This is a genomic window from Aeromonas sp. QDB25, from assembly GCF_027707725.1.
Taxonomy (GTDB): Bacteria; Pseudomonadota; Gammaproteobacteria; order Enterobacterales; family Aeromonadaceae; genus Aeromonas; species Aeromonas caviae.
The window spans coordinates 85,910-112,774 of sequence record NZ_JAPCIZ010000003.1 but is presented as its reverse complement, the minus strand read 5'-3'; the positions used below and the strand labels follow the sequence as shown (position 1 = coordinate 112,774).

At 60.4% G+C, this 26,865-nt stretch carries 27 protein-coding genes and 1 pseudogene; 9 read left to right on the top strand and 19 right to left on the bottom strand.

Annotation, left to right across the window (positions count from 1 at the left end; translation table 11 throughout):
- Positions 1–91: 91 nt before the first annotated feature.
- Positions 92–1,051, bottom strand: a complete 960-nt coding sequence (locus tag PG883_RS02070; RefSeq protein WP_270806911.1) for a hypothetical protein — start codon at positions 1,049–1,051, stop codon at positions 92–94.
- Positions 1,052–1,215: 164 nt separating this feature from the next.
- On the opposite strand from PG883_RS02070, the gene thiI reads away from it, so the two are divergent.
- Positions 1,216–2,664: a tRNA uracil 4-sulfurtransferase ThiI gene (thiI, locus tag PG883_RS02065; protein WP_244081825.1), complete on the top strand. Its 1,449-nt coding sequence runs from the start codon at positions 1,216–1,218 to the stop codon at positions 2,662–2,664.
- A gap of 74 nt (positions 2,665–2,738) precedes the next feature.
- Here the strand turns inward: thiI and PG883_RS02060 are convergent, their stop codons facing one another.
- Both PG883_RS02060 and PG883_RS02055 read right to left on the bottom strand, forming a co-directional pair.
- Positions 2,739–3,131 (bottom strand): hypothetical protein, encoded by a 393-nt coding sequence (locus PG883_RS02060; RefSeq protein ID WP_270806910.1) that lies wholly within the window; start codon positions 3,129–3,131, stop codon positions 2,739–2,741.
- 114 nt (positions 3,132–3,245) lie between these two features.
- On the bottom strand, positions 3,246–3,878 hold the full coding sequence (locus PG883_RS02055; protein ID WP_041212810.1) for a trimeric intracellular cation channel family protein: 633 nt from the start codon (positions 3,876–3,878) through the stop codon (positions 3,246–3,248).
- Between the two features lie 382 nt (positions 3,879–4,260).
- Between PG883_RS02055 and PG883_RS02050 the strand changes: the two genes are divergently transcribed.
- The 7 genes from PG883_RS02050 (at position 4,261) to PG883_RS02020 (ending at position 11,469) form a co-directional block, all read left to right on the top strand.
- Positions 4,261–5,154 (top strand): flagellin N-terminal helical domain-containing protein, encoded by an 894-nt coding sequence (locus tag PG883_RS02050; RefSeq protein ID WP_069784664.1) that lies wholly within the window; start codon positions 4,261–4,263, stop codon positions 5,152–5,154.
- Between the two features lie 625 nt (positions 5,155–5,779).
- A complete protein-coding gene (locus tag PG883_RS02045; protein WP_069784663.1) occupies positions 5,780–6,670 on the top strand; it encodes a flagellin N-terminal helical domain-containing protein in 891 nt (296 codons plus the stop codon).
- 41 nt (positions 6,671–6,711) lie between these two features.
- Positions 6,712–7,170 (top strand): flagellar protein FlaG, encoded by a 459-nt coding sequence (locus PG883_RS02040; protein ID WP_223929950.1) that lies wholly within the window; start codon positions 6,712–6,714, stop codon positions 7,168–7,170.
- 33 nt (positions 7,171–7,203) lie between these two features.
- On the top strand, positions 7,204–8,598 hold the full coding sequence (gene fliD / locus PG883_RS02035) for a flagellar filament capping protein FliD (protein ID WP_049636148.1): 1,395 nt from the start codon (positions 7,204–7,206) through the stop codon (positions 8,596–8,598).
- A 20-nt stretch (positions 8,599–8,618) separates the two neighbouring features.
- Positions 8,619–9,041, top strand: coding sequence for a flagellar export chaperone FliS (gene fliS, locus PG883_RS02030; protein WP_049636147.1), 423 nt, complete (start codon positions 8,619–8,621; stop codon positions 9,039–9,041).
- Entirely contained in the window at positions 9,038–9,364 is a 327-nt protein-coding gene (locus PG883_RS02025; protein ID WP_049636146.1) for a hypothetical protein, read from the top strand. Before fliS ends, PG883_RS02025 begins: the two co-directional genes overlap by 4 nt.
- Positions 9,364–11,469 carry a motility associated factor glycosyltransferase family protein gene (locus tag PG883_RS02020; RefSeq protein ID WP_049636145.1) on the top strand — a complete coding sequence of 702 codons (2,106 nt, stop codon included), beginning with the start codon at positions 9,364–9,366 and terminating at the stop codon, positions 11,467–11,469. Before PG883_RS02025 ends, PG883_RS02020 begins: the two co-directional genes overlap by 1 nt.
- 57 nt (positions 11,470–11,526) lie before the next feature.
- Here the strand turns inward: PG883_RS02020 and PG883_RS02015 are convergent, their stop codons facing one another.
- The 15 genes and pseudogenes from PG883_RS02015 to PG883_RS01945 form a co-directional block, all read right to left on the bottom strand.
- Complete coding sequence (locus PG883_RS02015) at positions 11,527–12,192, bottom strand: class I SAM-dependent methyltransferase (RefSeq protein WP_049636144.1); 666 nt, start codon at positions 12,190–12,192, stop codon at positions 11,527–11,529.
- A gap of 18 nt (positions 12,193–12,210) precedes the next feature.
- The gene (gene pseI, locus PG883_RS02010; protein WP_069784661.1) at positions 12,211–13,239 is read right to left on the bottom strand and encodes a pseudaminic acid synthase; all 1,029 of its coding nucleotides are present in this window, start codon (positions 13,237–13,239) and stop codon (positions 12,211–12,213) included.
- The gene (gene pseH, locus PG883_RS02005; protein WP_139731360.1) at positions 13,236–13,799 is read right to left on the bottom strand and encodes a UDP-4-amino-4,6-dideoxy-N-acetyl-beta-L-altrosamine N-acetyltransferase; all 564 of its coding nucleotides are present in this window, start codon (positions 13,797–13,799) and stop codon (positions 13,236–13,238) included. Before pseH ends, pseI begins: the two co-directional genes overlap by 4 nt.
- Positions 13,781–14,725, bottom strand: coding sequence for a hypothetical protein (locus PG883_RS02000; protein WP_270806909.1), 945 nt, complete (start codon positions 14,723–14,725; stop codon positions 13,781–13,783). The genes pseH and PG883_RS02000 overlap by 19 nt, the downstream gene beginning before the upstream one ends.
- Positions 14,726–16,015, bottom strand: coding sequence for an aminotransferase class III-fold pyridoxal phosphate-dependent enzyme (locus tag PG883_RS01995; protein ID WP_049636140.1), 1,290 nt, complete (start codon positions 16,013–16,015; stop codon positions 14,726–14,728).
- The gene (locus PG883_RS01990; RefSeq protein ID WP_049636139.1) at positions 16,012–16,767 is read right to left on the bottom strand and encodes a cytidylyltransferase domain-containing protein; all 756 of its coding nucleotides are present in this window, start codon (positions 16,765–16,767) and stop codon (positions 16,012–16,014) included. Before PG883_RS01990 ends, PG883_RS01995 begins: the two co-directional genes overlap by 4 nt.
- Entirely contained in the window at positions 16,764–17,609 is an 846-nt protein-coding gene (locus tag PG883_RS01985) for an aldo/keto reductase (protein ID WP_049636138.1), read from the bottom strand. Before PG883_RS01985 ends, PG883_RS01990 begins: the two co-directional genes overlap by 4 nt.
- On the bottom strand, positions 17,600–18,742 hold the full coding sequence (pseC, locus tag PG883_RS01980; protein WP_049636137.1) for a UDP-4-amino-4,6-dideoxy-N-acetyl-beta-L-altrosamine transaminase: 1,143 nt from the start codon (positions 18,740–18,742) through the stop codon (positions 17,600–17,602). Before pseC ends, PG883_RS01985 begins: the two co-directional genes overlap by 10 nt.
- Positions 18,739–19,743, bottom strand: a complete 1,005-nt coding sequence (gene pseB, locus PG883_RS01975; protein ID WP_010674303.1) for a UDP-N-acetylglucosamine 4,6-dehydratase (inverting) — start codon at positions 19,741–19,743, stop codon at positions 18,739–18,741. Before pseB ends, pseC begins: the two co-directional genes overlap by 4 nt.
- A gap of 101 nt (positions 19,744–19,844) precedes the next feature.
- Positions 19,845–20,684, bottom strand: a complete 840-nt coding sequence (locus PG883_RS01970) for a cobalamin-binding protein (RefSeq protein WP_049636136.1) — start codon at positions 20,682–20,684, stop codon at positions 19,845–19,847.
- Positions 20,677–21,609, bottom strand: a complete 933-nt coding sequence (locus PG883_RS01965) for a cobalamin biosynthesis protein CobD/CbiB (RefSeq protein ID WP_049636150.1) — start codon at positions 21,607–21,609, stop codon at positions 20,677–20,679. The genes PG883_RS01970 and PG883_RS01965 overlap by 8 nt, the downstream gene beginning before the upstream one ends.
- 26 nt (positions 21,610–21,635) lie before the next feature.
- Positions 21,636–22,328, bottom strand: a complete 693-nt coding sequence (gene mtnN, locus PG883_RS01960; RefSeq protein WP_010674306.1) for a 5'-methylthioadenosine/S-adenosylhomocysteine nucleosidase — start codon at positions 22,326–22,328, stop codon at positions 21,636–21,638.
- Between the two features lie 100 nt (positions 22,329–22,428).
- Positions 22,429–23,187, bottom strand: a complete 759-nt coding sequence (locus PG883_RS01955) for a substrate-binding periplasmic protein (RefSeq protein ID WP_049636135.1) — start codon at positions 23,185–23,187, stop codon at positions 22,429–22,431.
- Positions 23,188–23,328: 141 nt separating this feature from the next.
- A pseudogene (locus PG883_RS01950) lies at positions 23,329–23,445 on the bottom strand (ZIP family metal transporter); the annotation flags it as partial.
- A gap of 23 nt (positions 23,446–23,468) precedes the next feature.
- Positions 23,469–24,398 (bottom strand): ZIP family metal transporter, encoded by a 930-nt coding sequence (locus tag PG883_RS01945; RefSeq protein ID WP_041215435.1) that lies wholly within the window; start codon positions 24,396–24,398, stop codon positions 23,469–23,471.
- A 295-nt stretch (positions 24,399–24,693) separates the two neighbouring features.
- Here PG883_RS01945 and PG883_RS01940 point away from each other — a divergent pair, with 295 nt between their 5' ends.
- On the top strand, positions 24,694–26,325 hold the full coding sequence (locus PG883_RS01940) for a methyl-accepting chemotaxis protein (RefSeq protein WP_270806908.1): 1,632 nt from the start codon (positions 24,694–24,696) through the stop codon (positions 26,323–26,325).
- Positions 26,326–26,394: 69 nt separating this feature from the next.
- Here PG883_RS01940 and gloA read toward each other — a convergent pair whose 3' ends face one another.
- Complete coding sequence (gene gloA / locus PG883_RS01935; protein WP_039038673.1) at positions 26,395–26,802, bottom strand: lactoylglutathione lyase; 408 nt, start codon at positions 26,800–26,802, stop codon at positions 26,395–26,397.
- Positions 26,803–26,865: the final 63 nt, after the last annotated feature.

The following is a 26,865-nucleotide window of genomic DNA, read 5'->3' as shown; positions in this document are numbered from 1 at the left end:
GGGGGCTCCATGGCAGGCGTCAGAATATTGACGGCATCGGGGATGGCTCCGATGCCAGGGGTTATCCACCTTCGGCTGGGCGCCGACCGGCTCAGGGCTTGACCTGGCCCAGTCGGGTGAAGAAGTGCTGACTCTTGCGCTGGTGGAAGTGGCTCTTCTTGATGGGGTGAAACACCAGGGGGCTGTCCGGGTGGCTCGCCTTGAGGCGGTGGATCATCGCCATGGCGGGCAGGCTGGTGCTGATCAGGGTGGTGAGCGGCAGGCTGACCGTCTCGGGCCCCAGCAGCGGGTTGAGCCCCTGCTGTGCCTGCTCGAAACGGGTCAGCACGGCGGGCTCGGCGTAGCCGCTGCCCAGCATGGCGAGCAGGGCGTCGAGGGCCTGATGGAACTCGGCCAGCTGTTGGCGAAAACCGCTGCGCCCGCGCAGGGCAATAAGCTCTTCAAGGGGGATCTCGCTTAGATTGGCGGGCACTCGCAGCGGGATCTCGAGGTGGAAGCAATCCTGGCCGCCACGGTTGTGATAGCGGGATTCGAGCAGGTGGAGCAGCCGGTCCAGATAGTCGTGATCCGTGATGAGGGCTCCCTCATTGGCGAGTGCCCACTCGCGGGCGAGCCGCATGGAGAGCAGGTTGGCAAAGCGGCGCGCCATCCTGAACCCGCCCTCCTCCCGGCTGGCAAAACCGTGAGCCAGACAAAAGCCGTGCAGCCGCTCCAGCCCCGCCTGGGCCGGACAGAAGCAGTCGTGGTTGGCCGGCGTGCGCCAGCGACCGATCAACTCCTTGTTGCCAAACACCTTGTGGCGGACGAAGTCAGGGGCAACCAGGCCGGCAATCTGGTTCTCGATCTGGGGCGTGATGGCGGCGAAGAAGGCGGGTGCTGGCGGTTCGTCCAGCAGATCGGTCTGCCGGCGCAGGGTCTCCAGCAGGGCGGTGAGGCCGCTCTTTTCACTGACGGTGAAGACGAAGGCAAGCCGCTCCAGATAGAGCAGGGCAAACTTGAGCCAGAGTTCATCCCGCACTTCCATGCCGGGGTAGTAGATATGGGTTTTCATGGGTGCCGTGTTGCCGGGGCGCAGGCTGGGGAATATACGCAAGATGGCCCGGGTGCGGCAAACATTGCGTGGGGGAATGTGAGCGGCCGCTCATCCAGTAGGCGCTGGCCACAAAGTTCTGATATAATTCGCGCCCTTAAATCGAGGCCACCCGAGTCAATACCATGAAGTTCATTATCAAGCTGTTCCCGGAAATCACCATCAAGAGCAAGTCGGTTCGCCAGCGCTTCATCAAGATACTGCAGGGCAACATCCGCAATGTCCTGCGCCGCTTCGACGACGATGCCCGGGTGCGGATGGACTGGGACAAGCTGATCGTGAGCTCCCGTAACGACCAGTTCCGCGAGCAGGCCATCGAAGCGCTCGCCTGCATCCCCGGCATCCAGGCCTTCCTCGAGGTGCAGGCCAGCAAGTTTACCGACCTGCACGACATCTTCGAGCAGGTGAAAGCCGTCTGGGGTGACCAGCTAGAAGGCAAGACCTTCTGCGTGCGCGCCAAGCGCCACGGCAAGCACGAGTTCTCCTCCCTCGAAGTGGAGCGCTACGTGGGTGGTGGCCTGAACCAGCACTGCGTGAGCAACGGCGTGCGCCTCAAGAACCCGGACGTGAAGATCAACCTCGAGATCGATGGCGAAGAGCTCTTTATCGTCAGTGCCATCCACCAGGGGCTGAGCGGCATGCCCATCGCCACCCAGGAGGATGTGCTGAGCCTGCTCTCCGGCGGGTTTGACTCCGGTGTGGCCTCCTTCCAATTCATCAAGCGCGGCTGCCGCGTGCACTACTGCTTCTTCAATCTGGGTGGTGCCGCTCACGAGATCGGCGTCAAGCAGGTGGCCTATCACCTGTGGAACCGCTTTGGCTCCTCCCACCGGGTACGCTTCACCGCGGTGGACTTCGAGCCTGTGGTGGCCGAGATCCTCGAGAAGATCGACAACGGCCAGATGGGGGTGGTGCTCAAGCGGATGATGATGCGCGCCGCTGCCAAGGTGGCCGACGAGTTCCAGATCCCGGCCCTGGTGACCGGCGAGTGCGTGGGTCAGGTCTCCAGCCAGACCCTCACCAACCTGAACGTGATCGATCGGGTGACCGACAAGGTGATCCTGCGCCCCCTCATCACCTGGGACAAGCCGGACATCATCAGCGAAGCCCGTCGCATCGGCACCCTGGAGTTCGCCGAGACCATGCCGGAGTATTGCGGCGTCATCTCCAAGAAACCGACCGTGAAGGCCGAGCTCTCCCGCATCGAGGCGGAAGAGGCCAACTTCGACTTCGCCATTCTGGACAAGGTGGTAGCCGAGGCCCGTTACCTCGATATCCGCCGTATCGGTGAGGAGACCGCCGCCGAGGTGCAGGAGGTGGAGACCACGGCCGCGACCGGTGACAACGAGGTGATCCTGGATATCCGCTCCGTGGAGGAGCACGACGAGAAGCCGCTGGTGGTGGAAGGGCGCGAGGTGCTGCACATCCCCTTCTTCAAGCTGGCCACAGCCTTTGGCGATCTGCCGCAAGAGAAGACCTACCTGCTCTACTGCGATCGCGGCGTGATGAGCAAGTTGCAGGCGCTTTACCTCAAGGAGAAGGGCTTTGCCAACGTCAAGGTCTATCGCCCCTGAGCGGTTGACCCTCGCCCATAAAAAATCCGGCCAAGGCGCCGGATTTTTTATTTCACTTCCATGGATGCAGAGGGTCAAGGACAGGGAACCGGGGTAAAGGTCTCCTGGCCCTGGCAGCGCCAGCCCATCTCCGCCTGACGCATCTGCCACAGGTTGTTGCTGCGAAACAGGGTCAGGATATAGAGCATGTCGTTCCTCTGGCCATCGAGAGCCACCGAAAGCACCAGATCGTTGTCCAGCTGTTGAGCATGGATACGGGTGGGTACATCTTTATGGCCGACGAAGCGGCGAGCCACTTCGCGATAGTCGTTGACCCAGCCTTGCTGACTGCTGCTCGCCTGACGGATCTGCTGGTTGAACTGCTGTACCGGGGTGGATGCCAGACGCCCGAACAGGGCCTGTGCCCCCGCATGAGCCGCTGCCACCATCATCAGAACAAGCGTGGTAATGAGCCCAAGTTTTTGCATGAGAGAATGCATTGAGAGAGTCCGGATTGAAACGACCCCTGTATGACAACAGAAAAGCCGACTTGGTTCAATCTTGTCCCTGCCGGGATGGGATCTCGCCCACTCTGGCGTTCCTCAGTTGCGCTGCAGCGAGAAGGTGGGCAGGGAGAGATGCCAGTAGATGGCCGCCACCCGCAGGCCGAATACCCCCAGCATGCTGATGAGCATGGCGCTCACCCTGTCCACTCCGACTTCCAGCGACAGGGTATAGAGGATGCCCCCCAGGATGCAGGCGGTGGCGTAGATCTCCTTTTGCAGCACCATGGGCACTTCCCGGGCCAGCACGTCCCTTATCATGCCCCCAGCGACCCCTGTCATGGTGCCCATCAATACGGCGATAAGCCCAGATGTACCAAAGTTGAGGGCTTTTTGTGCCCCGATCACGGTAAAGAGCGCCAACCCGAAGGCGTCCGCCACCGGCAGCACGTACCAGGGCATGCGACGGGGCAGTTTGACCATCCACATGCCGATGAGTGCCGTGGCAATGACCACCCAGATATAGAGGGGGTCGCGCACCCAGAAGACGGGGGTTGCCCCCAGGATCATGTCGCGGATGGTGCCGCCCCCGATGGCGGTGACCGCCGCCAGCACCATGACACCGAAACCGTCCATCCTGAGACGGCCGGCCACCAGTACGCCCGAAAACGCGAATACCGCAGTACCAAACATGTCGCTGATGTAAACGATCTGCTCAACCAGAGTCTGCATGGAGAACAACTCACGTCCAATAGATGATGGGGCGGCGATTTTAGGGGCAAGCCGTGGGGATGAGCAATGCGGGAGTGCAAAAGTGGGAGCCAGCGCCGGTTTCTGGGAAACGGGTGGAGAGTGACCACAACGCCATGTCTGGTGCGGGGCCCGGGCCTCTGCTCGTGGGTGTGCAGCGCGCCATGGCAAAAAACTCCGATTTTTTTCTCAAGAGTGGGGAATAGAGGTCGATATATAGGTTAGGCGGCAATTACTGCCATAAAGGCAGAAAAAAGAAATTAAAGTATCACTAAAAGACGCCGTTAACTAAACATATCAGGCACAAAACAAAATAAAGCCTGAGTGAATTAAAGTTAAATTTTAATAGCTTAGGAGAAAAATTATGAGTCTGTATATCAATACCAACGTTTCATCGCTCAACGCCCAGCGTAACATGATGAACAGCACCAAATCCCTGGACACCTCTTACACCCGTCTGGCCTCCGGCCTGCGCATCAACAGCGCCAAGGACGATGCGGCGGGTCTGCAGATCTCCAACCGTCTGACCTCCCAGATCAACGGTCTGGACCAGGGCAACCGCAACGCCAACGACGGCATCTCCCTGGCACAGACCGCAGAAGGGGCCATGGACGAAGTGACCGGCATGCTGCAGCGCATGCGTACCCTGGCGCAACAATCCGCAAACGGATCCAACTCCGATTCTGATCGCGATGCGCTGCAAAAAGAGATGGATCAACTGGGTGCCGAGATCAATCGTATCTCTACCGCCACTACCTTCGCAGGTACCAAGCTGCTCGATGGCACTTTTACCGGCTCCTTCCAGGTGGGGGCCGACGCCAACCAGACCATTAGTTTTAACCTGAATCAGACCGATGGTTTCAGTATTTCTGGTATTGCGGCGGCGGCGACTGCGGCTGGTACTGCTGCTATTGCTGTCAATACTATTTTCACTAGCGGTAGTACTGCTGGTGGTATCAGTATCAGCACCCAGGCCAAAGCTCAAGATGTATTGCTTGCTACTGATTCCATGCTGAAAGTGGTGGATGGGAAGCGTGCCGAACTGGGTGCGGTGCAAAACCGTCTGGATTCCACCATCCGCAACCAGGCGAACATCTCCGAGAACGTCAGTGCCGCCCGCTCCCGTATCCGTGATGCGGACTTCGCGACCGAGACTGCGAACATGACCAAGCAGAATATCCTGCAGCAGGCGGCGTCCAGCATCCTGGCGCAGGCCAACCAGCGCCCGCAGTCTGCACTCTCCCTACTGCAGAACTAAGGGCCCTGAAGCCGAGAAAAAGAAAAGGGCGGGTGTTCAGGCCGCCCTGGTAAACAAGATGGAACAATGGGGTGTTCGGATTTACGCCTTGTCCTATCGAAAGAGAAGTTCTTTTATTGGTATTACCCCTCGAGTGTTGCGCAGATCGTTCACTCTGTCATCCTCGAGGTTGTTCTCCTGAGCGTAAGCTCTTCTTTGGCCGACATTGTCGGCCTTTTTTATGTGCGCCGAAAAATCGGCGGCGCATAACAATAAGCATAAGCTGTGCCAATGCATTCTGCATCCTAGGGGAATACGCACGATAGCACCGCTAATGAGATGGAGGACTCCACGATGCCGCCTCCTCTTGTCGCTCCCACCTGGGCGGACAGTGCTTGCCTCTTTGTTGGTGAAGGCGGCAATAAATTTCCTAAAGCTTCCCATGGGGCTGCCGTTACAGAGTGTGAAGCAAATTGAGGGGTGTTCGGAAATCCAACATTTGCGCAACTGCGGGTCCTATGTCCGTTCAAACAGAGGGCCCGCCAGATGGCACAGATCGTTCAATCTGTCCGTCTGAACGGTGGGATACTGGCTGCACTGACGCAAGCAGAGCCCGCAGTTTCTTGTTCATCAGGAGAAATTCTTTATGGCTATGTATATCAATACCAACACTTCATCATTGAACGCTCAGCGCAACTTGATGAATACTAGCAAATCAATGGATACCTCTTATACCCGCCTGGCGTCCGGCTTGCGTATCAACAGCGCCAAGGACGATGCTGCGGGGCTGCAGATCTCCAACCGTCTGACTTCCCAGATCAACGGCCTGGACCAGGGCAACCGCAACGCCAACGACGGCATCTCCCTGGCACAGACCGCAGAAGGGGCCATGGATGAGATGACCTCCATGCTGCAGCGGATGCGTACTTTGGCGCAGCAATCTGCCAACGGCTCCAACTCTGACTCTGATCGCGATGCGCTGCAAAAAGAGATGGATCAACTGGGTTCTGAGATTAACCGTATCTCCAAGGACACCACCTTCGCCGGCACCAAGCTGCTCGATGGCACTTATTCTGGCTCTTTCCAGGTGGGGGCCGACGCCAACCAGACCATTAGTTTTAACCTGAATCAGACCGATGGTTTCAGTATTTCTGGTATTGCGGCGGCGGCGACTGCGGCTGGTACTGCTGCCATTGCTGTCAATACTATTTTCACTAGCGGTAGTACTGCTGGTGGTATCAGTATCAGCACCCAGGCCAAAGCTCAAGATGTATTGCTTGCTACTGATTCCATGCTGAAAGTGGTGGATGGGAAGCGTGCCGAACTGGGTGCGGTGCAAAACCGTCTGGATTCCACCATCCGCAACCAGGCGAACATCTCCGAGAACGTCAGTGCCGCCCGCTCCCGTATCCGTGATGCGGACTTCGCGACCGAGACTGCAAACATGACCAAGCAGAACATCCTGCAGCAGGCGGCGTCCAGTATCCTGGCGCAGGCCAACCAGCGCCCGCAGTCCGCTCTGCAACTACTGGGCTAAGCTGGCCACACCGTCAATATCATTGATATGAGGAGCAGCAGATGGCCAATGAATCGATAGCTATGCCCTCTGTTACTTCGACGCTCACTCAACATGGCGGCCCCCAGGCCGCCATGCCTGTTTCTCCCTCCGTTTCGGGTGGACATGATGTGGTCGAGCAGAAAGGCGTCGAGTCGACAGCCCAGGTATCGCAGGCGCCGCTGACACACATCAGGGCAGCAGAGCCGCGTATCGACAGGGCTGATATAGAAAAACAGGCCCAAGAATTGCAAGAAAGATTGGACAACCTGAGCAAAATGAAAGGGTGGACGATCAATTTCAGCCTGATCCCAGAATTCGATCAGCCTGTGATCAAGGTGATAGACGCGGAGACCAAACAGGTGATCCGCCAGATCCCGAGCGAAGAGATGCTCTTGATTAGCAAGAGGTTGCAGTCCATGGAACAATCGGGAAACACGGTATCCAGCCTCTCAGGGCTGCTGTTCGATGGTCAGGTGTAACCCTTTTTTTAAGTCGATAGACAGGAGGATGTGATGGCAATTACCTCTGCGGGGGCGGGGTCTGGGCTCGATCTTGAGAGCGTGATTTCGGCGAGTGTGTCAGCGAAAAAAGCCCAGCTGCAACAGCCGATCATTACCAAGCAGAACAGCACCCAGATCACCTTGTCTGGCATCGGTCAGCTGAAGTCCTCCATCTCTGCCTTTACCGACATTCTCGACAAACTGAGTGCACCTGGCGCATTCAACAAGCGCGCCATCAACATCACCCAGAGCAAGGATGACCCTGTGCTGAAGGTGGAGAGCAAGTCGGGTGCCTCCAATGGGCAATACAACATCATCGTCAATAAGTTGGCGGAAACGAGTCGTCAGGAAGGGATTTTCGATAGTTCCACTACCTCACTGGTCACTCAGGATGGACAACTGACTTTCCAGGCCGGCGACAAGACCTTCAAGGTGGATGTGAAAGCGGGCGATACCCTGCAAGACATTCGCAAGAGCATCAACAGCAATGGTGACAACTTCGGCCTCAGTGCCAACATCGTCAACACGGCGGATGGCAAGGCCAAGCTGGTGATCGACTCCGGCATCTCGGGAGATGGCAAGGATCTGACCATCACCGGGAATACCGCCGAACTCGCCATTTTCGAGGCCGGCGGCGGTGTCATGAGCCAGACCCGGGCGGCCAGCAGTGCCGAGATCAACGTGGATGGCAATGTCCTCAAGAGCGACACCAACACCTTTGACGACTCCATTCAGGATCTCAAGGTGACCGTGTTGCGGGTGTCGGACAAGGACAGTGTCGGAGATCTCAAGGCCAACAGGGTGGACATCACCACCGACAAGACATCCATTCAGGATCTTGTCCAGCAGTTCGTGGATGGCTACAACACCCTGCAGGACAAGATGAATGGTCTGGGCAAGCGCAACAGCTTCGTGGGCGGCGTCAAGCAGGACGATGGCGGTGCCCTGGCGGGGGATTCCACTACCCGTGCCATCAGCGCGTTCATGAGCAATCTGCTGGTCAGCCCTTCCCAGAACAGCAGCACCTATTCCACCATCTTCGAAGTCGGCATCAAGATGGACAACAAGGGCAAGTTGTCGCTGGACAAGACCAAGTTCGGTGAGGCGGTCGACAAGAACTTCGATCAGGTGGTGGCGCTCTTTGGCGAGGAAAAGGGGCTGGCGGCCACCTTGAATACCGGCCTGAAAGAGTACACCAAGAGTGGCGGCATGCTGGCACAGCGGGAAGATGTCCTGAACTCGGATTTGCGTGCGCTGACCCAGAAGACGGCGACGGCCAATGCTCAACTGGCGAAATATGAAGCGGCATTGCGTGCTCAATACGGCAGCCTGGATGCCCTGCTGGTCAAGATGAACAGCTCAGCCTCGGCACTGGCGACCTTGCAGACGAATTATCAAAACTCTTGATAGATCGAGAGAATTCAAACATGTACAAACGCAATATCAAAGCATATACGGCGGGCAACCTTGCCGCCGATCTGGCCACGGCGGATCCTCATCGCGTCATCCAGCTGATGATGCAGGGCTGCCTGGAGCGTCTGGCGCAAGCCAAGGGAGCCATAGAGCGCAACGACATGGAGGCCAAATCCATCGCCGTCTCCAAGGCCCAGGGGTTGCTGCACGGTCTGCAGGATGCGCTGGACATGAGCCAGGGCGCCATGGCTGAAGACCTGTATGGGCTCTACGCCTATATGGACGAACGTGTCTGGGACGCCAGCCTGACCCGTGATGTCGCGCCCCTTGAAGAAGTCATGACACTGATGCTGACCATCAAGTCCGGTTGGGATCAACTGCCGGAGTCAGAAAAGCAGCAAGGATTCCAGATGAGACAACAGTTGGGCGAGCTGTGAGCGCCACCCTCGCCGCCCTCGAAGAGGCACTGAATGAGAATGCCCGTCTGGTGGAGGGGCTGTTGCAACAGCAGCAATATGACGAGGCGTTGCAGTGTATGGATGAGCGGCTGGCATTGATAGAGAGCCTGATGCAACTGGTTGGCCGGGAGCCGTCGCAACGGTCGGCCGCGGTGGCGCTGGCTGGCAGATTGTCCATTCAGGAAGAGAGAATGCAGGCCCTGGCCGCCAGCCACCATCACGCCATTTTCGAACGCTTGACTCTGGTCGGTAGAGCCAACAAGGCCGGGCAGGCCTATCGCGTGAACAGCAAGGAGTTCTGATGCCAGGCAATATTGATGCGGCCCTGATAAAAGCGGAGCAGGAAGCGCTGCGGCTTCGGCAGCAGGCGGAGCAGGAAGCGGCCATGGCGGTGGCTTTGCCGCTGCGATTTGAACAGAATATGGCGGCGTTTCGCCAGTACATTCCCCATATCGCCGATATGTATGAGCACTATCAACCCGCCCGTCCATTTCGGTTTTTCTGCAACGAGAATGGTCAGCCTAATCTGGCTTGGCTCGATGATGATGTCGCAGTCTATGGCGCCGAACCCTATCTCATCTGTGAAACGCTAGTAATGGAATCCATAAAAAAGGGAGGGCTATCCAGATGTTCATTTAGCCAGGAGACCAATCCGCTCGGCTTTATACATGTGGAGTATCTAAATAAGCTCAATACCTATCTGGGAGATATTTCTCAGGAGGCTGGTGTCTTAAGTCAGGTGCCGAATGAAGTACCGAGCGCTTTGATCCTTGGTGTGGGCCTGGGTTATCACCTTGGCTATATCTATGAACGTTGCAAGATTGGTACCCTGTTTCTGTTTGAGCCGGATCTGGATCTTTTCTATGCATCACTATTCTGTTTTGACTGGGCACCGCTGCTGAGCTATTTGCATCAGGAAAATTTGGGAATACATATCCTGCTAGGGCAGGATGAGCAGACAATCTTGAATGATTTTTCTGCGGCAGTACAAAGCCGAGGCTCCTTTCTGATTGCCAATGCCTTTGTCATGTGGGGATATCAGAATGATAAAATAAAAAGCCTGATGAATATCCTCCAACAGGAGTATTATCGACTGATTATGGGATGGGGATTCTTCGATGACAACCTTATCGCACTTTCCCATACCGTGGAGAATATTGAACGTGGCGTGCCTTTTTTAAAGCATGCTCACAAGGTTGCGTATGAGTATCAACGAGTGCCTGTATTTATAATTGCCAATGGTCCCTCTCTGGATGATTCCATCGATGTCATTGCGGCTAATAAAGACCGGGCCATCTTAATATCCTGTGGCAGTGCAATATCAGCTTTGCATAAAGTTGGAATAAAGCCGGATATTCATGTTGAAACTGAACGCACCAAAATCGTCTATGATTTCTTGGTTAACCTGAATGACCCTGAATATCTGCAAGATATTTTTTTCTTGAGCACAGATGTGATTCATCCGAATTGTTCAACTTTATTTAAACGTTCAGCACTGTTGTTCAAAAGTGGTGAACCAGGAGTCATGTTGTGTCATCACCATTTTCCGGAGTCGAGATTATTTACTGCTCTGGGAGTAGTTAATCCATTGGTGGGTAATATAGGTGTCGCTACACCAATTTATCTTGGTTTTAAGAGTGTTTACTTGTTTGGTTTGGATAATGGTTATAAAGAGAAAGGTAATCATCACTCAAAGTTAAGTTCATATTATAATAATGAGCAGAGTGCCGAAATCTTAGGCAAGATAATGTATGGCGATGATCAGTGGCAACGTGAGGCAAATTTCTCTGGCGTTATTATAAGCAATGCCATGTTTGATACATCCCGACACATCATCGAGTATGTATTGTCTACTAATAGAGAAGTACAATGCTTTAATTGTAGTGATGGAGCCAAAATTAAGGGAGCAAGACCTTTTCCAAGCAGCGAGGTGGGTTTATTCCAACCCATCGATAAGGCAGCCATCCTCGATGACATCAGCAATAGACTCTGTGCTCCACTAGCGTTATCAAAGCAAGACTTTTATCCTTTGCTAGATGTTGAATTTTTCAATAATTTTATCGATAAAATGGTTGATGAGTGGCAGCTAAATTTTTCATCTAGGAATGAGATTAATCAGCTGATGCTGCAACATTTTGGTTATCTTAGTCAGATAGCCAAAACTAAGCAAATGCATATAGCTCAGTTTATGATAGGCTCGATGAATTATATATTTACCCTGTTAAGTTCCATTCTTTATTCAACCGAAAAGGAAGGGGAGGCTCTTGCCCTGATGAAGCCCGCCATTGAGATCTGGCTAGAGTTTTTGGCCAAGGCGAGGGAGATGTATCCCAGGGCGCTCGACAGCGTCGACATGGTGGATAACGAAGTGATGGCGCTGTTCAGAAAGAAAACCGTGAACAGCTGAGCCTGTGCCCCTGCACTTGGGGAGAGACGAAAATACCGACCCTTGGGTCGGTATTTTTTATCTTGCGGGATAGGGGTTCTGCGCCGCGAGCAGCCTCGCATCTTTGCGCAGGATCTGCACCGAGATCAGCGCATCCGGCTCGAGTTCGGTGCTGCCGTCGTGATGCTGCACATGCTCGAACAGACGGTGGTAACCCGGATGCCAGGCAAACAGATCGCCGTAGTTCATCTTGTAGCTGAAGAGACTGGCGTGATGCTGATAGTCGTTGCGATAGTGTCCGGCCGGCGGATTGAAATCCAGTATGGTCATGAGTCCCTGGTCGGCCAGCAGCGCATCGCTGCCTGCGGCAATCTTGAACAGATCCTGGGGATCGCACAGATAGAGGCAGAAGCCGAAGATGATGAGGTCGACGGGTTCCATCTCGGGCAGGTTGTCGGCCGTCCCGACCGTGAGGTGCAATCCAGGGTACCGGGAGAGCCCATCCTGGATGGCACTGGCCGAGGGATCCACCCCATAGCAGCGTGCGCCGTAATGCTCGGCCAGCTGCGCCAGCCGCCAGCCGTTGGCGCAACCTATCTCCAGGATCCTGGCGGGTTTGCTGCCCAGATACGCCAGTGCCTTGAAGATGGGATCGCGCTCCAGGGTCTTGCCTAGGATGGCGCTCTTGTTGCGTTCGTACCACTCGTTCCCTTCCCGGGACATGAAGACGTTCTTCTGATCCATGCTGAGCTCCTCGACCGTTTAGGAAACCAATGACCAGGCCAGGGGCGTACCGGCCTGAATATCCTGGCTGGCACGGCGACCCAGCAGGGAGGGAAGGTGAACCGGGGGCAAACCATCGGCCGGCCGGACGGAACGGACATTGCGGGACGTGAAGGCATCCCCCGCCTTCATGTCCTCACAGACGAAGAGGGAGCGAGCGAAGCGCCGGTTGCGCATCGTCTTGTCGTTGAGGTGATAGCTGACCTCCCCCAGGGCCGCCTCGACTTGCCGGATCCCTTCGACCATGTGGGCGAACTCGTCCGGCGTCATGGAGAAGGAGGCATCCGGTCCACCCACGGCTCGGTCCAGAATGAAGTGCTTCTCTATCACGCTAGCCCCCAGGGCGGTGGCGGCCATGGCCACCGCTTCCCCCAGGGTATGGTCCGACAACCCCACCTCGACCCCGAAAGTCTGCTTCATATTCGGCATGGTGAGCAGGTTGGCCTCCTCCACCGGGGCTGGGTAGGAGGAGGTGCACTTGAGCAATGTGATGTCGTGATTGCCTACGCGGCGGCAGGCTTGCACGGCGGCATCGATGTCGGCCAGGGTCGCGATGCCGGTCGAGATGATCATCGGCTTGCCCTTGCTGGCGGTGTACTCGATCAGGGGGATGTCGGTGATCTCGAAGGAGGCGATCTTGTAGAGAGGGACGTCGAGTGTCTCCAGAAAATCGACGGCACTGGGGTCGAAGGGGGTGGAGAAGAAGATGAGGCCTTCCTTGTGCGCTTCCGCCTGGATGGCGGCATGCCACTCCCAGGGGGTATAGGCCTCCTGGTAGAGCTTGTAGAGCGTGGTGCCATCCCAGATGGTGCCCTGATTGATCTGGAAATGTTCATTGTCGCAGTCGAGGGTGATGGTGTCGGCCGTATAGGTCTGGATCTTGATGGCATCGGCGCCGCACGCCTTGGCTGCGCGTACCGTCGCGAGGGCCGTCTCCAGGGAGTGGCCATGATTGGCCGACAGTTCGGCGATGATGAAGCATCGATTCGGATGAATGGCTTGGGTCATGGATGTCTCCACTCCTGTTCGGTGATCCCCATGAGCACGAGATCGACATAGTTTGTTGTATGGGGGCGATAGACCGCCTCCCGCCAGACCCCTTCATGGCGAAAGCCGGCACGCAGATAGGCCTGAATGGCTCTTTCATTGTCGGCCGCGACCTCCAGCTTGAGCGTATGCAACCGGGCGACCTCGAAGGCGAGGCGGTTGACGGTGGCCAGCAGGCGAGCCCCCAGCCCCTTGTCGGGGCGCGAGGGATTGCGATAGATCCCGAGCCAGGCCAGACGATTCTGCCAGTCCAGCCGGTGCAGGGCGATCACCCCCAGGATCCCCCGGGGGTCGAGGCAGAGGTAGTTCAGGTTGCGGGTGTCCTGGTGCTGGCGTGCCATGAAGGCGCGATGCGTCTCCAGACTGATGTCGCCTCCCGTATTCATCCAGCGTGCGATCTCGGGGTGGGTTCGCATCTGCCAGACCGCCACGACCTGCTGTTCGTCCAGCATGGCGAAGGGGAGCAGGCTCACCCCGGCGAGATCGACGGCGTGCTGCAGATCTAGGCCTGGTTGAGCCATGAGAGGGCCTCCAGGGTACCGTTTCCTGCCATGAGTCGCTGCAACCCTTGTGCCCGTCTGGCGCGCTCCTCCGCTGTCGCCAGCGTCGCCAGCCCTTGTTCCAGCCGGGATAGCAGGGCGGCATCGTGCCACCAGCCCCCGGAGATAAAGGTGTCTGGACCGCACCAGCCCGCCAGCTGGCGGGCCTGGTTGTCGGCGACGCCGATCAGCATGCCGGGCAAGCCACAGCGGGCGAGCTCATAGGCCGCTTGCCCGGCTGCGCTGATGGCCAGATCGCAGTGACACATGAGATCCGCCATCTGGGTTGCGTCGAGGTTGTGATACTGCCGGCATCCCCACAGGCGGGGATCCGGTTCCCGGTTGACGACGTGCAACTCGGCATCCGGGGCGTGCTGGTGCAGTAAGGTCACCAGACTCGGCGTCAGGTCGCGGATGTCGGTTCCCCCCATGATGATCAGGATGCGCTCGATGCGCTCGGAGACTTGAGTGCGAGGAGGCACGGACCAGAACGGGGGGCGCAGGGGCTGCCAGCCCGGTCCCCACCGCCAGGTGGCGGAGCCGGATGGGGTGCCCGGGGCGCCGGGGCAGGCGTGGATCACCAGCCCCTGGGGGTAGTCCAGCCGTTCGGTGTCATCGAGGTACAGTACCCGTGCAAAGCCTGCCGATATGCTCTGCAGGGTCTCCAGAGTGGCCGAATAGGAGTCGACAATGGCGACCGCCCGCTGCGGGGAGATACGCTGCTGCTGCCAGTTGCCCCAGCTGACGGATTCCCCCCTGAGCATGGCTTGCGCAAGTTCATCGCCCTCTATCACCCAGTGGACCTGGCCCCCCTGTTGTCGCCAGGCCTGCGCATAGGCGCCGCAGCGGCTGAGGTGACCGAGACCCCGGGCCTTGTCCCCTTCACTGAAAATCCACAGTGGCAGCACTCAGCGCACCTTGAATACCGGCTGGATGGGTTCGCCGTCCAGAGCCTGATGGACGGCCTTGTCCGCGTCCAGGCGGATAAGCGCCGGTAGGACCTCGGCGTAGACGGCCAAGAGGGTCTGGACATCCTCTTCGCCGTGGGCAAGGTTCAGGTTGTGACTGCCGAGGCTGAGGATGCCCCGCTTGCATAGCTCCTGGATGAAATAGCTCTTGAGCAGCCAGCTGGAGTGGTTGGGGGAGTCGCCGATGAGCAGGAAGCTCCAGCTCGGATGACCGGCGCTCTGCAACCAGCTTGGGGCGTTCAACTGCTGGAGCAGGGCATCGAGCCCGCTCTGCAGTTGCTGGCCTCGCTCGGCCAGCCGTGCTGGCACATCGAGCCGGCGCATCTTCTTGATGACGGCGTTGGCCGCCGCGAGGGCGATGGCATCGCCGCCGAAGGTGCCGGAGAAGAAGATGTCCTCCATGCGGCGCATGTACTGACGGCGGCCCACCACGGCGGAGATGGGGAAGCCGTTGGCCATGCCCTTGCCGAAGGCGGCCAGATCCGGCGTGACGCCAAACAGGGTCTGGGCGCCGCCCAGATGGAAGCGAAAACCTGTGATGGTCTCGTCGAAGATGAGCAGGGCGCCGTGATCATCGCACAATTGACGCAGACCGGGCAGGAAGTCCGGAGCGGGCCAGACGACGTTCATGGGTTCCAGGATCACGGCGGCAAATTCGCCGGGATGGGCCTCGAGCTGCGCCTTGAGAGAGGCCAGATCGTTGTAGTCGAAGCGATGGGTGAGCTCGCGCACGCATTCGGGCACTCCCAGATGGCGGGTGGTGGAGCCGATGTACCAGTCCTGCCAGCCGTGATAGCCGCAGACGGCGACCCGCTCCCGTCCGGTCACGGCGCGGGAGAGGCGGATGCAGGCGGAGGTGGCATCGGTGCCGTTCTTGCCAAAGCGGACCATCTCGGCGCAAGGGATGAGCTCGATCAGCTGCTCCGCCACCTCGGTTTCCAGGCGGTGGGGCAGTGAGAAAATGGAGCCCAGATTGAGCTGTTCCAGCACCGCCTGATTCACCTCGGGGTCGCAGTAACCCAGGCTGATGGCCAGCAGGCCGCTGGCAAAGTCCAGATACTCGTTGCCATCCACGTCCCAGACCCTGGCGCCCTGGCCACGTTCGATGAAGAGGGGCGCCGCACCATAGGGGAAGCAGAGGCGGCTCTTGGAGAAGGTCTGGGAACCCAAGGGAATGCTCTGCCCGGCCCGGGCGGAGAGGGTCAGTGAATGCTGATACCGTGAGGTCATGAGTGGTTCTCCTTGGCCAGCGAGCTTGCCAGCCCCTCATTGCGTTGATGTTGGGTATTCAGGGTCGCCAACTGCGGCTCACGCGCCAGCAGGGCGAGAATGTCGTCGGTGGCAAAGGCCGGTTTTGACGGGTAGAGCCGCTGATAGATTTGCTCGACCAGGGCGAAGTCGGCGGGCTCGTCCACCGTCCAGCGCAGATGGGCCAGGCTCGGCTGGCGCACCAGCTTGCCTATCTTGAACTGCGCCTCGTGCTGGCGGATGTAGTAAGTCACGTGCTCGCGCTGGGTTGGGGTGTGGGCGCACCCGGCCAGCAGGTCGAGGGTGGCGGCGCTCAGGATCTCGGCGTCCAGCCCATCAGGGTAGCTGGGATCCCAGCAGTTGCTGCTGTAGTCGTAGCCGCCGGTCAGATGCAGCTCGATAAGTTCGTCGATGAGAGCGGGATCCGCGAGGGGGCAATCCCCGGTGAGCCGCACGATCTGGCTGGGGCTGAAGGGTTGGGCGGCCAGATGGAAGCGCTGCAGCACGTCGTCCAGCGGGCCGCGAAAACAGGGGACGCCCAGCTCGGTGCAAAGGGCCGCGATGGCCTCATCCCCGGCCTGGTCGCTGGTGGCGACCACCAGTTGATCCAGCCTGGTCGAGCGTTGGAGCCGCTCTATCTGGCGGGCGAGCATGGGCACACCGAGCAGGGGCTTGAGCACCTTGCCCGGCAGTCGGCTGGAGTTGGCTCTGGCCTGGAGGATCCCGAGGATCATGATGCTCTCCACAAGGCAGGGTTGATGAGGGCCGGTTCGCTGCAAGCGAGGGTGGCCAGTTCGTCGTCATGGCAGGGGGACAGATGGGCATGGGCTGATGCGATGGCTGCCAACTCGTGGGCATGACAGACCCCTACCACGAAGCGGCTGACCTGGGGCAGGGCCGGGATCAGGGAGAGCGCTTTGTAGAGGGAGGAGAGATGGGGGCGCCACCCATCCAGCCGCGCCAGCGGTTCACGGAAGGCCTCAAAATAAGCGGGACGAAGATCCGGCTGCATCAGCAGCAGGCCTTGCAGGAACAGGGATCGCACATGGATCTCACAGCCAGCGGCCTGCAGCCTGTCGAGCCAGCCCGAGCGCAGGAAACGCTGATCGAGCAGGTTGGCGGGGAGCTGCACCAGCTCCAGGGGATAACCCTGATCCAGCCACTGTGCCAGCTCTTCGGGGGCATAGACGGAGACGCCCACCTTGCCCACCTTGCCCTGATGCTGCAGCTCTGCCAGCTGCTCGAACAGGGCGGGGCTGGCATCCTGGCTGCGGTGCAGCAGCAAGCCATCCAGCCTGGCGCGCGCCAGGCGTTGCAGGCTGCCTTCCACCGAGATGGCGACGTCTGCGGCCTGGATGCCCGGCGCCAGCTTGTCTATCAGTTGAAAGTCGGCGCTGTGGTGGTGCCCGAGCCTCTCCTCTGCCTTACCGTAGGCCTGGGCCGTATCCAGGGTATCCATCCCCAGCTTGCGGGCCAGGGCCAGAATGGCGTCGAGCTCCTGATCCTGCACTTCGCCTGTGCGGTTGCTGATGCCGTAATCGAGCCCGAACTGGACCGTACCCAGTGCTAGGCGCATAGCACCGACTCCAGAGTCTGAACGACCTGATCCTGCTCGGCCAGGGAGAGGCCGGGGAACAGGGGGAGGCTGATGGCTTGTCGATAATAGGCCTGGGCACCGGGATAGTTGGCGGGGTCGTGGCCGAGCTCACGGTAATAGGGTTGGGCCGGAATGGGCATGTAGTGCACGTTGACGCCGATACCGGCGTCTCTCAGGCGGGCAAACACCTCATCCCGGTCTTGCACCCGGATCACATAGAGGTGGTAGCCACTGAGTCTGTCATGCCCCTGGTGCAAGGGCTCGACCGGCAGTCGGGTCAGTAGCTCGTCGTAGCGGGCAGCCAACAACCGGCGCCTGTCAATGAACTGCGGCAGGCGGGCGAGCTGGCTGCTTCCCAGCGCCGCCTGGATGTCGGTCAGGCGATAGTTGAAGCCGAGTACCTGCTGCTCGTAGTACCAGCCCCCCGGAGTGTCGACGGTCAACTGCGCCGGATCCCGGGTGATGCCATGGCTGCGATAGAGACGAAGCCTCGCGGCCAGCTCGGCACTGCGAGTCGTGACGGCGCCCCCTTCCCCGGTCGTGATGGGCTTGACCGGATGGAAGCTGAAGACGGTCATGTCGCTGTGGGCACAACTGCCGATGGGCTCTCCCTGATAACGGGCTCCCAGGGCATGGCAGGCATCTTCGATGAGGGACACACCATATTCTCGGCACAGGGCGCCTATCTCGGCGAGATCGCAGGGCTGGCCCGCGAGATGCACGGCGACCAGGGCCTTCGGCTGACGAGCGCTGCCCTGAACCCGTTGCAGCTTCTCGCGCAGCGCCGTCACGCAGAGGTTGCCGGTTGCGGAGTCCACGTCGACGAAATCCACCTGGGCGCCGCAATAGCGGGCACAGTTGGCTGAGGCGACGAAACTGATGGCGGAGACCCAGACCCAATCCTGTTCGCCGAGCGCCAGCGCGGCGCAGGCAAGGTGCAGGGCCGTGGTGCCGTTGCTGCAGGCGATCACGTGGGGAGCCTGGCAGTAGTCGGCCAATCCCTGTTCGAAGGCGGGGACCGCCTCACCCTGGGTGAGGTAGTCCGACTTCAACACGGCGACGACGGCTTCGATATCTTCATCTGTGATGGATTGGCGTCCATAGGGGATCATTCGGCGAGCACCTGCTGATTCATGACTTTCAATTCCTCTATCGACAGGAAGTGGCGATTATTGAGGGAATTGTATTCAAAGCCGTGCTCGACCCGCACCGCGGTGTCACCCAGGGCATTGACGGCGAAGTCATTGTTTCGGCTGGTGAAGGTGATGCTGGGAGCGATGACGTAATAGTCGTCAAATTCATAGGTGTGGTAGGAGTCGTCAGCCGGACACATCACCTCGTGCAACTTCTCGCCCGGACGGATACCGATGATCTCCTGGGGCAAGTCCGGCGCCATGGCGCTGGCGAGATCCGTGATGCGTACCGACGGGATCTTCGGAACGAACACTTCCCCCCCTTTCATGCGGGCAAAGTTGGTCAGCACGAACTCGACCCCCTGTTGCAGGGTGAGCCAGAAACGGGTCATCTCGGCATGGGTAATGGGGAGGCTGCTGGCCCCTTCCTTGATCAGGCGATCGAAGAAGGGCACCACAGAGCCCCGGGAGCCGACCACGTTGCCATAACGTACCACGGAGAAAATGGTGGGGTGCTTGCCCGCCATATTATTGGCGGCGACGAACAGCTTGTCGGAACAGAGTTTGGTGGCGCCATACAGGTTGACCGGATTGGCCGCCTTGTCGGTGGAGAGGGCGATCACCTTCTCGACCCCGTTGTTGAGGGCCGCCTTGATGACGTTTTCCGCACCATGGATGTTGGTCTTGATGCACTCCATGGGGTTGTATTCGGCGGCAGGCACCTGCTTGAGGGCGGCGGCATGAACCACGAAGTCCACGCCGTGCATGGCCATGTCCAGGCGCTCGGCATCCCGTACGTCACCGATGAAATAGCGCATGCAGGGGTGATTGAAACGCTGCTGCATCTCGAACTGCTTGAGTTCATCACGGGAGTAGACGATCAATCGGCTTGGCGTGTAGAGGGAGAGGACTGCCTCGATGAACTTCTTGCCAAAGGAGCCGGTTCCCCCGGTGATCAGGATCGTTTTGCCGTTGAACATGTCATGGTCCCGTTATGAAGTGAGTGTCTATTAGATTTAAAAGCATATTTTATGCCATAACCCGCGATATGGGAGAGAGCATCGCCGTGACGCAGGCGCCATCAAGGAGTTGGCGTGCTGGTCCCGGCGATCGCCTCGCATATCTGCTCCACCGCGTTGAGGGCGCGGGGGGTGAAGCGATGCAGTTCATCGGCGTTGATGAGGGCGAGCCGTTGGTGTTTGACGGCGTCCAGCATGGGCCACTGCCGCCAGTGATCCAGCACGGAAGGATCCCGGCCGCCAGCCAGGATGAGCCCGGGATTGGCCTTGATCACCTGCTCCAGCCCGACCTGGGGGTAGGCTGCTCCCGTCGTCGCCATGATGTTGCGTCCGCCGCAGAGGGTGATGGCCTGCCCCGGCCAGGTCGAATTATTGACGCTGGTGAGCGGCGGGTACCAGAGCTGATAGAAGACAGACAGGGGCTTGGGCTCGCCGTAGCGCGCCGCCAGGGCGTCGAGCCGGGTCAGATAGGCGCGGGCTTGCTCGTCGGCTCTGGGCGTGAGCCCGAGAAGGTGCCCCAGGCTGCGCATCTCGGTGGCCAGGGAGGCAAAGTCGGTGGGCTCCGAGTAGAAGACGGGAATGCCGAGGCGCTCGACCGGGCCCAGCATGCGTGCCTGGGCGGAGCGCCAGGCCACTACCAGATCCGGCTTCTGGGCCAGCAGCGCCTCGAGGTTGATGCTGCGATAGTTGGCCACCCGGGGGAGGTTGGTCACCTCGGCGGGGTAATCGGAGGCATCGTCGGTGGCGACCACGCGATCCCCGGCGCCGATATCGAACAGCAGTTCCGTCAGATGGGGAGTGAGGCTCACGATGCGCTGCGGCGGGGTGGCCATGGCGCACAGTGAGGTGCCCAGCAGGCAGACAAACAGGCCCAGGGCACGAAGGGAAACGCGATCAGCCATGATTGAGCGCCATCCATGTCAGGAGCAGCGAGAGCCCGAGCCAGCCCCAGCCGGTCAGTTGCAGACGCTGCAGCAGGCGCAGGGGCAGGTTGGCATCGGGTTCGCGCCCCTCATCAAATACCGGAAAGCGCACCAGCTGGCCCTGATAGTAGCGGGGGCCGCCGAGTCGGCTGCCCGTCGCCCGGGCCAGCAGCGCGAGCAGGACCCCCATGGCGGGATGGGGCCAATGCAGCGCAGGCCGCACTCTGTTGCCCAGCCCGCGCACCTGGGTCAGGCACAGGGGAAGCGCCAGCAGCAGGATGGCGGGGGCGCAGAAACCCTGATAGAGCGCCGCAGCCGGGCGGCCGAAGTGGACGAACGCGTTCTGCTTAGGGTTCCACGCCAGATGGGTCAACTGGGCGAGCCGCACCAGCAGGGCACCCTGTACCCCGGCCAGGGCGAAGCCCAGCAGGGGGGCGGCCCACTGACCCACGAGGCGCAGTACGCAGGTCTCGCTCACCGCCTTGTTCAACCCCATCACCGAGAGCTTGCCGGTTTCCCGCTTGAGCCAGGGGGCGACCTGCAGCCTCGCCACGACCAGCGTCTCCTGGGTCGCCAGGGACTGGTTCGCCTGGGCGAGTTCACGCAGGGGCCTTGATTCGAGCATCAGCAGCAGGAACAGGAGGTCGAACAGGGGCTCGGACAGGGAGAGATTGCGCACCGCCCAGAGACCGGCTGCGCAGGGCACCCAGACCACCAGCAGGGCAAGGAGCCCGGCCTGGCTCTGCTGGCGCGGTGTGCCGTCGGGGCGATAGACCTTCTGGCCGAGGCGGGTGAGCAGAGGCACGGCTGCGCCGGGTCGAAAGCGTGCGGGCCAGGGCAGCAGGGCCTCCAGCAGGGCGGCCCCCACCATGATGGCCGCCGTCGTGGAGGCGAGGGCGGTCATCAGAGCATCCCAGGAGGGGGCGTCGATCACAGCTTGCCGAGCAGCGCGATGATCACTTCGGCGGAGTGTTGACCCGCCACCTCGATGAAGGCATCGAAGGATTCCACCTGCTCCTTGCCGGCGATGTCCGACATGGCCCGTACCACCAGATAGGGCACCTTGAACATGTGACACACCTGGCCGATGGCGGCCCCTTCCATCTCCACCGCCAGCATCTGCGGGAAGTCGGCACGGGCTTTCGCGATGGCGTCCGGCTTGCACATGAACTGATCGCCGGTGCAGATGAGCCCGACCTTGGTCTGGTGCTTGCCTTGCTCGGCAATGCAGGCCTGTGCCAGGGCGATGAGTTTTTCGTCGCAGGGGAAGGCTGCGGGCTGCTGGGCCATCTGGCCCATCTCGTAGCCGAAGGCGGTCACGTCCACGTCGTGGAAGCGCATCTCGCTCGCGATGACCACGTCACCGATGTGCAGATCCTGGGCGAAGCCGCCGGCAGAACCGGTGTTGATGACGCAATCGGGAGCGAACTTCTCCAGCAGCAGGCTGGTGGCGACGCTGGCGGCGACCTTGCCGATGCCGGAGCGGGTCAGGATCACCTCTTTACCGGCCAACTTGCCCTGATAGAACTCGCAGCCGCCCAGTTGCAGGGTGGTGGGCTCGCTCAGCTGGCTGCGCAGCAGGGCCACTTCCTGCTCCATGGCGCCGATAATACCTACTTTCATCATCTACCTCGTCTCGATGGCCGCTGGGCCGAAAAAGTTGGCGTGGATGATAGCAAAACTTGGCGGTGGCGCCGAGCATTGCGATGGTGCGGATGGGGGGTCAGGGGTAGCGTCTGGCCAGGGCGGCCAGTGCACCACTGTCTGCGAGCCGTTGCAGGGTGTTGGCGAACAGGGTCAGGCGTTCGGGGGCACTGTGGCGATGGAACAGGATGTAGAAGGGAGTCTCTTCCATCACGGTGGGGAGGATGCGGATCTTGTCGGCCAGACCCTGTTCGCGCAAGTCGGACTCAAACCCCGGGGAGCGGTAGTAGACGAAACGGCCGCGCTTCATCAACAACTTCTCGTAGTTGGCCTGGTTGCTGATCCCGCCGATGTCGATGATGAGGCCGCCGATGTCCTGGAGCCGGGCGATAGCACCGCTGCCATGGTTGATGAGGATGATGCCCGCCTGGCCGAGGGCCCTGACATCCTGCCAGCTGCGTATCTCGACGGGATCGTCACGGCGCACCGCCAGGTGGTAGTGCACCGTGAAGATGGCGGGGGTCAGGACGATGAAGTGACCCCGCCTGGCCGGGCTCTCTCCCACGCCGCAGATGAAGTCCAGCTGGCCGTGCTGCACCTTCTTTTCCAGCCGTCGCAGCGGCAGGAAGCGCTGATCTCCCTCAATGCGAAGGGCAGGCTCCCTCGCTTCCATGAGCCGGAAGAGATCGACGCAGATCCCGCCGACATGCCCGTCGGGGAGCGTCACGTACTTGGGGGACGACGCCTGTTGCGCGGCCGTATGAAAGACCTCGGTGGCGCCAATGGCCCTGGCGGTGAGGACAAGCAGACACAGCAGCAGGATTATCCTGAGGGTCATCCGGGCAGGCTTCCGATGGGATTCAGGCGCCGTACATCAACCAGTCAAAGGGCGCCGGGGGCTCAACATTAGGCGATTTCCCCCTCTTATTTCAAGGGTTCGTGCTGTCGTCACCGGGCGCACGGGGCTTGAGGGGGGTGATCAGCCGAGTGCGGTGTCGAGGGTCATCATCAGGGCGAAGCCCGCCATGAGCCCCAGGGTGGCGTGGGTCTGGTGGCCGTTGCGATGGGTTTCCGGGATCACTTCGTGGGAGACCACGGGTTGCATGGGGCATCGGCGTTTCATCCCAGGGCTGTATCCAGCGTCATCATCAGAGCGAAGCCTGCCATCAGGCCCAGGGTGGCGTGGGTCTGGTGGCCGTTGCGGTGGGTTTCCGGGATCACTTCGTGGGAGACCACAAACAGCATGGCACCGGCTGCGAGCCCGAGGCCGATGGGGTAGGCGATGGCCATGCCGCTGGCGAGTCCGACCCCGAGCAGGGCGCCGAGCGGTTCCAGCAGGCCGCTGCCGATGGCGACCAGCACGGCCACCGGCGGGCGAAAACCGGCTGCGCACATGGCCAGCGCCACCGCCAGCCCTTCGGGAATGTCCTGCAGGGCAATGGCGGTCGTGAGGGGCAGTCCCACCGTCATGTCTCCCTGGGAGAAGCTGACCCCGATGGCCATGCCTTCGGGCAGGTTGTGCAGGGCGATGGCGAAGACGAACAGCCAGACCCGTGAGCAGCTCTCATGGCCGGGACCACAGGGGCCGGTCTTGTCGTGTTCGTGAGGGGTGAATTGATCCAGTCCCAGCATCAGCAGCACCCCGAGGGTCATGCCGGCCACCACCACGGCGGCGGCGAGGAAGCCGTCATCCGTGATCCCCTCGGCGGCCTCGAGCCCCGGCAGCAGCAGGGAGAAGGCGCTCGCCGCCAGCATCATGCCGGCGGCGAACCCCAGCATGGCATCTTCCACCCGTTGGGGAACGGCGCGCAGGAACAGGGCAGGCAGGGCGCCCAGCGCCGTGGCGGCAAAACCCGCAGCGCCGCCGATGAGGCCATAGCGTACCCCGGGCGTGATCTCTCCTGCTGCCAGCATGACGAGACTCTGCACCAGGAGCAGCAGCACGGCGACCAGGGCGAGCAGCAGCCCCAGGGCGATGAGGGGGCGATCCGCTATCTGCTCGCGCAGTTGGACAGACCAGGAAGGGGAGAGGGTCGATACGTTGTCCATGGGGCCTCTGAAGACAGGAATGGGGAGAGACGAGCGACCATTACATAACCTGGCCCCTGCTTTGTCCATGACGGCGGACCGATTGTGGCAATCGGCTCAAGTTTTGCGTCGAGCTGGTCGCTCCTGTGCTGGCAGCCTCGTGGCGGGCACAAGGCCCGGCGTGGGGCGAGCGGGAAGCAAGGGATCCCCTCTCTTCGCTCCCATCGTCATTTCCCGTCAGGAGTCTCGGGTCACCGCTTACACGGATGTGATCATTGTGTCACTGCACACCTGCAGTCGAGGATCACCAGCCAACATGTCTTACAAGCATCTCTCCATCGGCAAGAAGATTGCCGCCGTCTTTGCGGTCATTGCCGTCATCAACGCCGTCTTCGGCCTGTTTCTCGCCACCGAACTGCGGGACATTCGGGATCGGGTATTGAACTTCACCGACTCCACCCTGCCAAGTGTGCTCTCGGTGGACAACCTGCTCTACGACGTCTCCTATGTGCGCCGTGCCCAGTTTGCCCTGCTGATGGTGGAAGATGCCGTCGACAGGCAGGTTCGCCGCGCCCGCATCCAGGAGAGCCTGGGCAAGGTGCAGCAGGTCATGGATGCCTACGAGGCAACCGTGGGGGCCGAGCATGAACGCCAGGCCTTCAACCGCGTCAAGCAGCAGTGGCTGCAATATCTGGGGGCCGTCAACCAGGTGGATGCCCTGTTGTTCCAGGGCAGCAGGGATGAGGCCAGGGAGGCGCTGTTTCGCTCGAACGGGCTCTACACCGAGCTGGAGCTGGCGGTGCGTGCCCTGGTGAAGGTTAATCTTGGCTTTGTGGAAGAGAACCGCGGCAGCCTGCTTGGCAGCGTCACCATGGTGATGACCTTTGCCGTGGTGAGCATCGCGACCCTGCTGATCTTTATGGGGGTCATGACCTGGTTCCTCACCCGCCAGATCTGCCTGCCCCTGCAAGCCGTGGTGGCCCAGGCCAATGCCATCGCCCTGGGGGATCTGACCCATCGGCTGGATCGCCAGCACATCGGGCAAGACGAACTGGGGATGCTGGCCAGCGCCTCCCTCAAGATGCAGGACAACCTGCGTGGGCTCATCGAGGAGGTGGCCGCCGCCGTGACCCAGCTGGGGGCCGCCATCGAGGAGGTGAGCGCGGTCTCCGAGCAATCATCTCAGGGGATCCAGAGCCAGCAGCAGGAGATAGCCCAGGTCGCCACCGCCATGGCCCAGATGAAGGCAACGGTAGCGGATGTGGCGGGCAACACCGAGGTGGCCTCGGAGTCGGCAAGCTCTGCCAATGCCCTGGCTCGTCGCGGCAGTCAGGATGTGCAGGGGGCCCTGGATGTCATCACCCGGGTGGCCGGTGAGATGGAGCAGGCGGGCAACCTGGTGAGTGAACTGGAGAAAGAGTCCGCCCAGATCAACCTGGTGGTGGATGTCATTCGCGGCATTGCCGACCAGACCAACCTGCTGGCACTCAATGCCGCCATCGAGGCGGCCCGTGCCGGTGAGCAGGGGCGCGGCTTTGCGGTGGTGGCCGACGAGGTGCGCACCCTGGCGGGGCGTACCCAGGCCTCCACCGGCGAAATCGTCGCCATCATCGAGACCCTGCAGGCCCGTGCCAACCGGGCGAAGTCGGTGACCGGCCAGAGTTGCGAGATGATCCGCCAGTGCGTGAGCCAGAGCGAACGCACCAGCGCGGGCATTCGTCAGATTGAAGAGGCGGTGGCCCAGATAGCCGACATGGCGATCCAGATTGCCAGTGCCTGTGGCGAGCAGGATGCGGTCTCCGATGAGCTGGGCCGCAACGTGGCGCGCATCAACGACTCCTCCAACGAGGTCGCGACCGGCGCGGATCACACCGCCAAAGCCTGTCTGGAGCTGAGCCAGCTGGCGGCGGGTCTGCGCCAGAGCATGGGGCGCTTCCGCCTGGCCTGACGGTGGTTGCAGCCAATAAAAACAGGGCCCTGGGCCCCGTTGTTTTTCTCACCGCCAGGCGGCGTGGGCTCAGGCGCCCAGGCCGTTACCGGCGTCTTTCTTGGCAATCAGCTCAATCTTGTAACCGTCCGGGTCTTCCACGAAGGCGATGACGGTGGTGCCGCCCTTCACCGGGCCCGGCTCGCGGGTGATCTTGGCGCCGGCGGCGCGCAGCGCCTCGCAGGTGGCATAGATGTCGTCCGCTTCCAGGGCGATGTGACCATAGGCGGAACCGAGCTCGTACTCGCTCACCCCCCAGTTGTAGGTGAGCTCGATGACGGCTTCATCCTTCTCGTCGCCGTAGCCGACGAAGGCCAGGGTGTACTTGTATTCGCTGTTCTCGCTCTTGCGCAGCAGTGTCATGCCCAGCACTCGGGTGTAGAAGTCGATGGAACGTTGCAGATCGCCGACGCGCAACATGGTATGCAGAATTCTCATTGCTCAATTCTCCGGGTTGGTGGATTGGTAATGCCTTGAATCCATGGCCCGAGACCGGATCCG

Coding starts and splice junctions, on each gene's coding strand:
- PG883_RS02070 (WP_270806911.1), bottom strand. CDS start 1,051: ATGAAAACCCATATCTACTACCCCGGCATGGAAGTGCGGGATGAACTC.
- thiI (WP_244081825.1), top strand. CDS start 1,216: ATGAAGTTCATTATCAAGCTGTTCCCGGAAATCACCATCAAGAGCAAG.
- PG883_RS02060 (WP_270806910.1), bottom strand. CDS start 3,131: ATGCAAAAACTTGGGCTCATTACCACGCTTGTTCTGATGATGGTGGCA.
- PG883_RS02055 (WP_041212810.1), bottom strand. CDS start 3,878: ATGCAGACTCTGGTTGAGCAGATCGTTTACATCAGCGACATGTTTGGT.
- PG883_RS02050 (WP_069784664.1), top strand. CDS start 4,261: ATGAGTCTGTATATCAATACCAACGTTTCATCGCTCAACGCCCAGCGT.
- PG883_RS02045 (WP_069784663.1), top strand. CDS start 5,780: ATGGCTATGTATATCAATACCAACACTTCATCATTGAACGCTCAGCGC.
- PG883_RS02040 (WP_223929950.1), top strand. CDS start 6,712: ATGGCCAATGAATCGATAGCTATGCCCTCTGTTACTTCGACGCTCACT.
- fliD (WP_049636148.1), top strand. CDS start 7,204: ATGGCAATTACCTCTGCGGGGGCGGGGTCTGGGCTCGATCTTGAGAGC.
- fliS (WP_049636147.1), top strand. CDS start 8,619: ATGTACAAACGCAATATCAAAGCATATACGGCGGGCAACCTTGCCGCC.
- PG883_RS02020 (WP_049636145.1), top strand. CDS start 9,364: ATGCCAGGCAATATTGATGCGGCCCTGATAAAAGCGGAGCAGGAAGCG.
- PG883_RS02015 (WP_049636144.1), bottom strand. CDS start 12,192: ATGGATCAGAAGAACGTCTTCATGTCCCGGGAAGGGAACGAGTGGTAC.
- pseI (WP_069784661.1), bottom strand. CDS start 13,239: ATGACCCAAGCCATTCATCCGAATCGATGCTTCATCATCGCCGAACTG.
- pseH (WP_139731360.1), bottom strand. CDS start 13,799: ATGGCTCAACCAGGCCTAGATCTGCAGCACGCCGTCGATCTCGCCGGG.
- PG883_RS01995 (WP_049636140.1), bottom strand. CDS start 16,015: ATGACCTCACGGTATCAGCATTCACTGACCCTCTCCGCCCGGGCCGGG.
- PG883_RS01990 (WP_049636139.1), bottom strand. CDS start 16,767: ATGATCCTCGGGATCCTCCAGGCCAGAGCCAACTCCAGCCGACTGCCG.
- PG883_RS01985 (WP_049636138.1), bottom strand. CDS start 17,609: ATGCGCCTAGCACTGGGTACGGTCCAGTTCGGGCTCGATTACGGCATC.
- pseC (WP_049636137.1), bottom strand. CDS start 18,742: ATGATCCCCTATGGACGCCAATCCATCACAGATGAAGATATCGAAGCC.
- pseB (WP_010674303.1), bottom strand. CDS start 19,743: ATGTTCAACGGCAAAACGATCCTGATCACCGGGGGAACCGGCTCCTTT.
- PG883_RS01970 (WP_049636136.1), bottom strand. CDS start 20,684: ATGGCTGATCGCGTTTCCCTTCGTGCCCTGGGCCTGTTTGTCTGCCTG.
- PG883_RS01965 (WP_049636150.1), bottom strand. CDS start 21,609: ATGACCGCCCTCGCCTCCACGACGGCGGCCATCATGGTGGGGGCCGCC.
- mtnN (WP_010674306.1), bottom strand. CDS start 22,328: ATGAAAGTAGGTATTATCGGCGCCATGGAGCAGGAAGTGGCCCTGCTG.
- PG883_RS01955 (WP_049636135.1), bottom strand. CDS start 23,187: ATGACCCTCAGGATAATCCTGCTGCTGTGTCTGCTTGTCCTCACCGCC.
- PG883_RS01945 (WP_041215435.1), bottom strand. CDS start 24,398: ATGGACAACGTATCGACCCTCTCCCCTTCCTGGTCTGTCCAACTGCGC.
- PG883_RS01940 (WP_270806908.1), top strand. CDS start 24,694: ATGTCTTACAAGCATCTCTCCATCGGCAAGAAGATTGCCGCCGTCTTT.
- gloA (WP_039038673.1), bottom strand. CDS start 26,802: ATGAGAATTCTGCATACCATGTTGCGCGTCGGCGATCTGCAACGTTCC.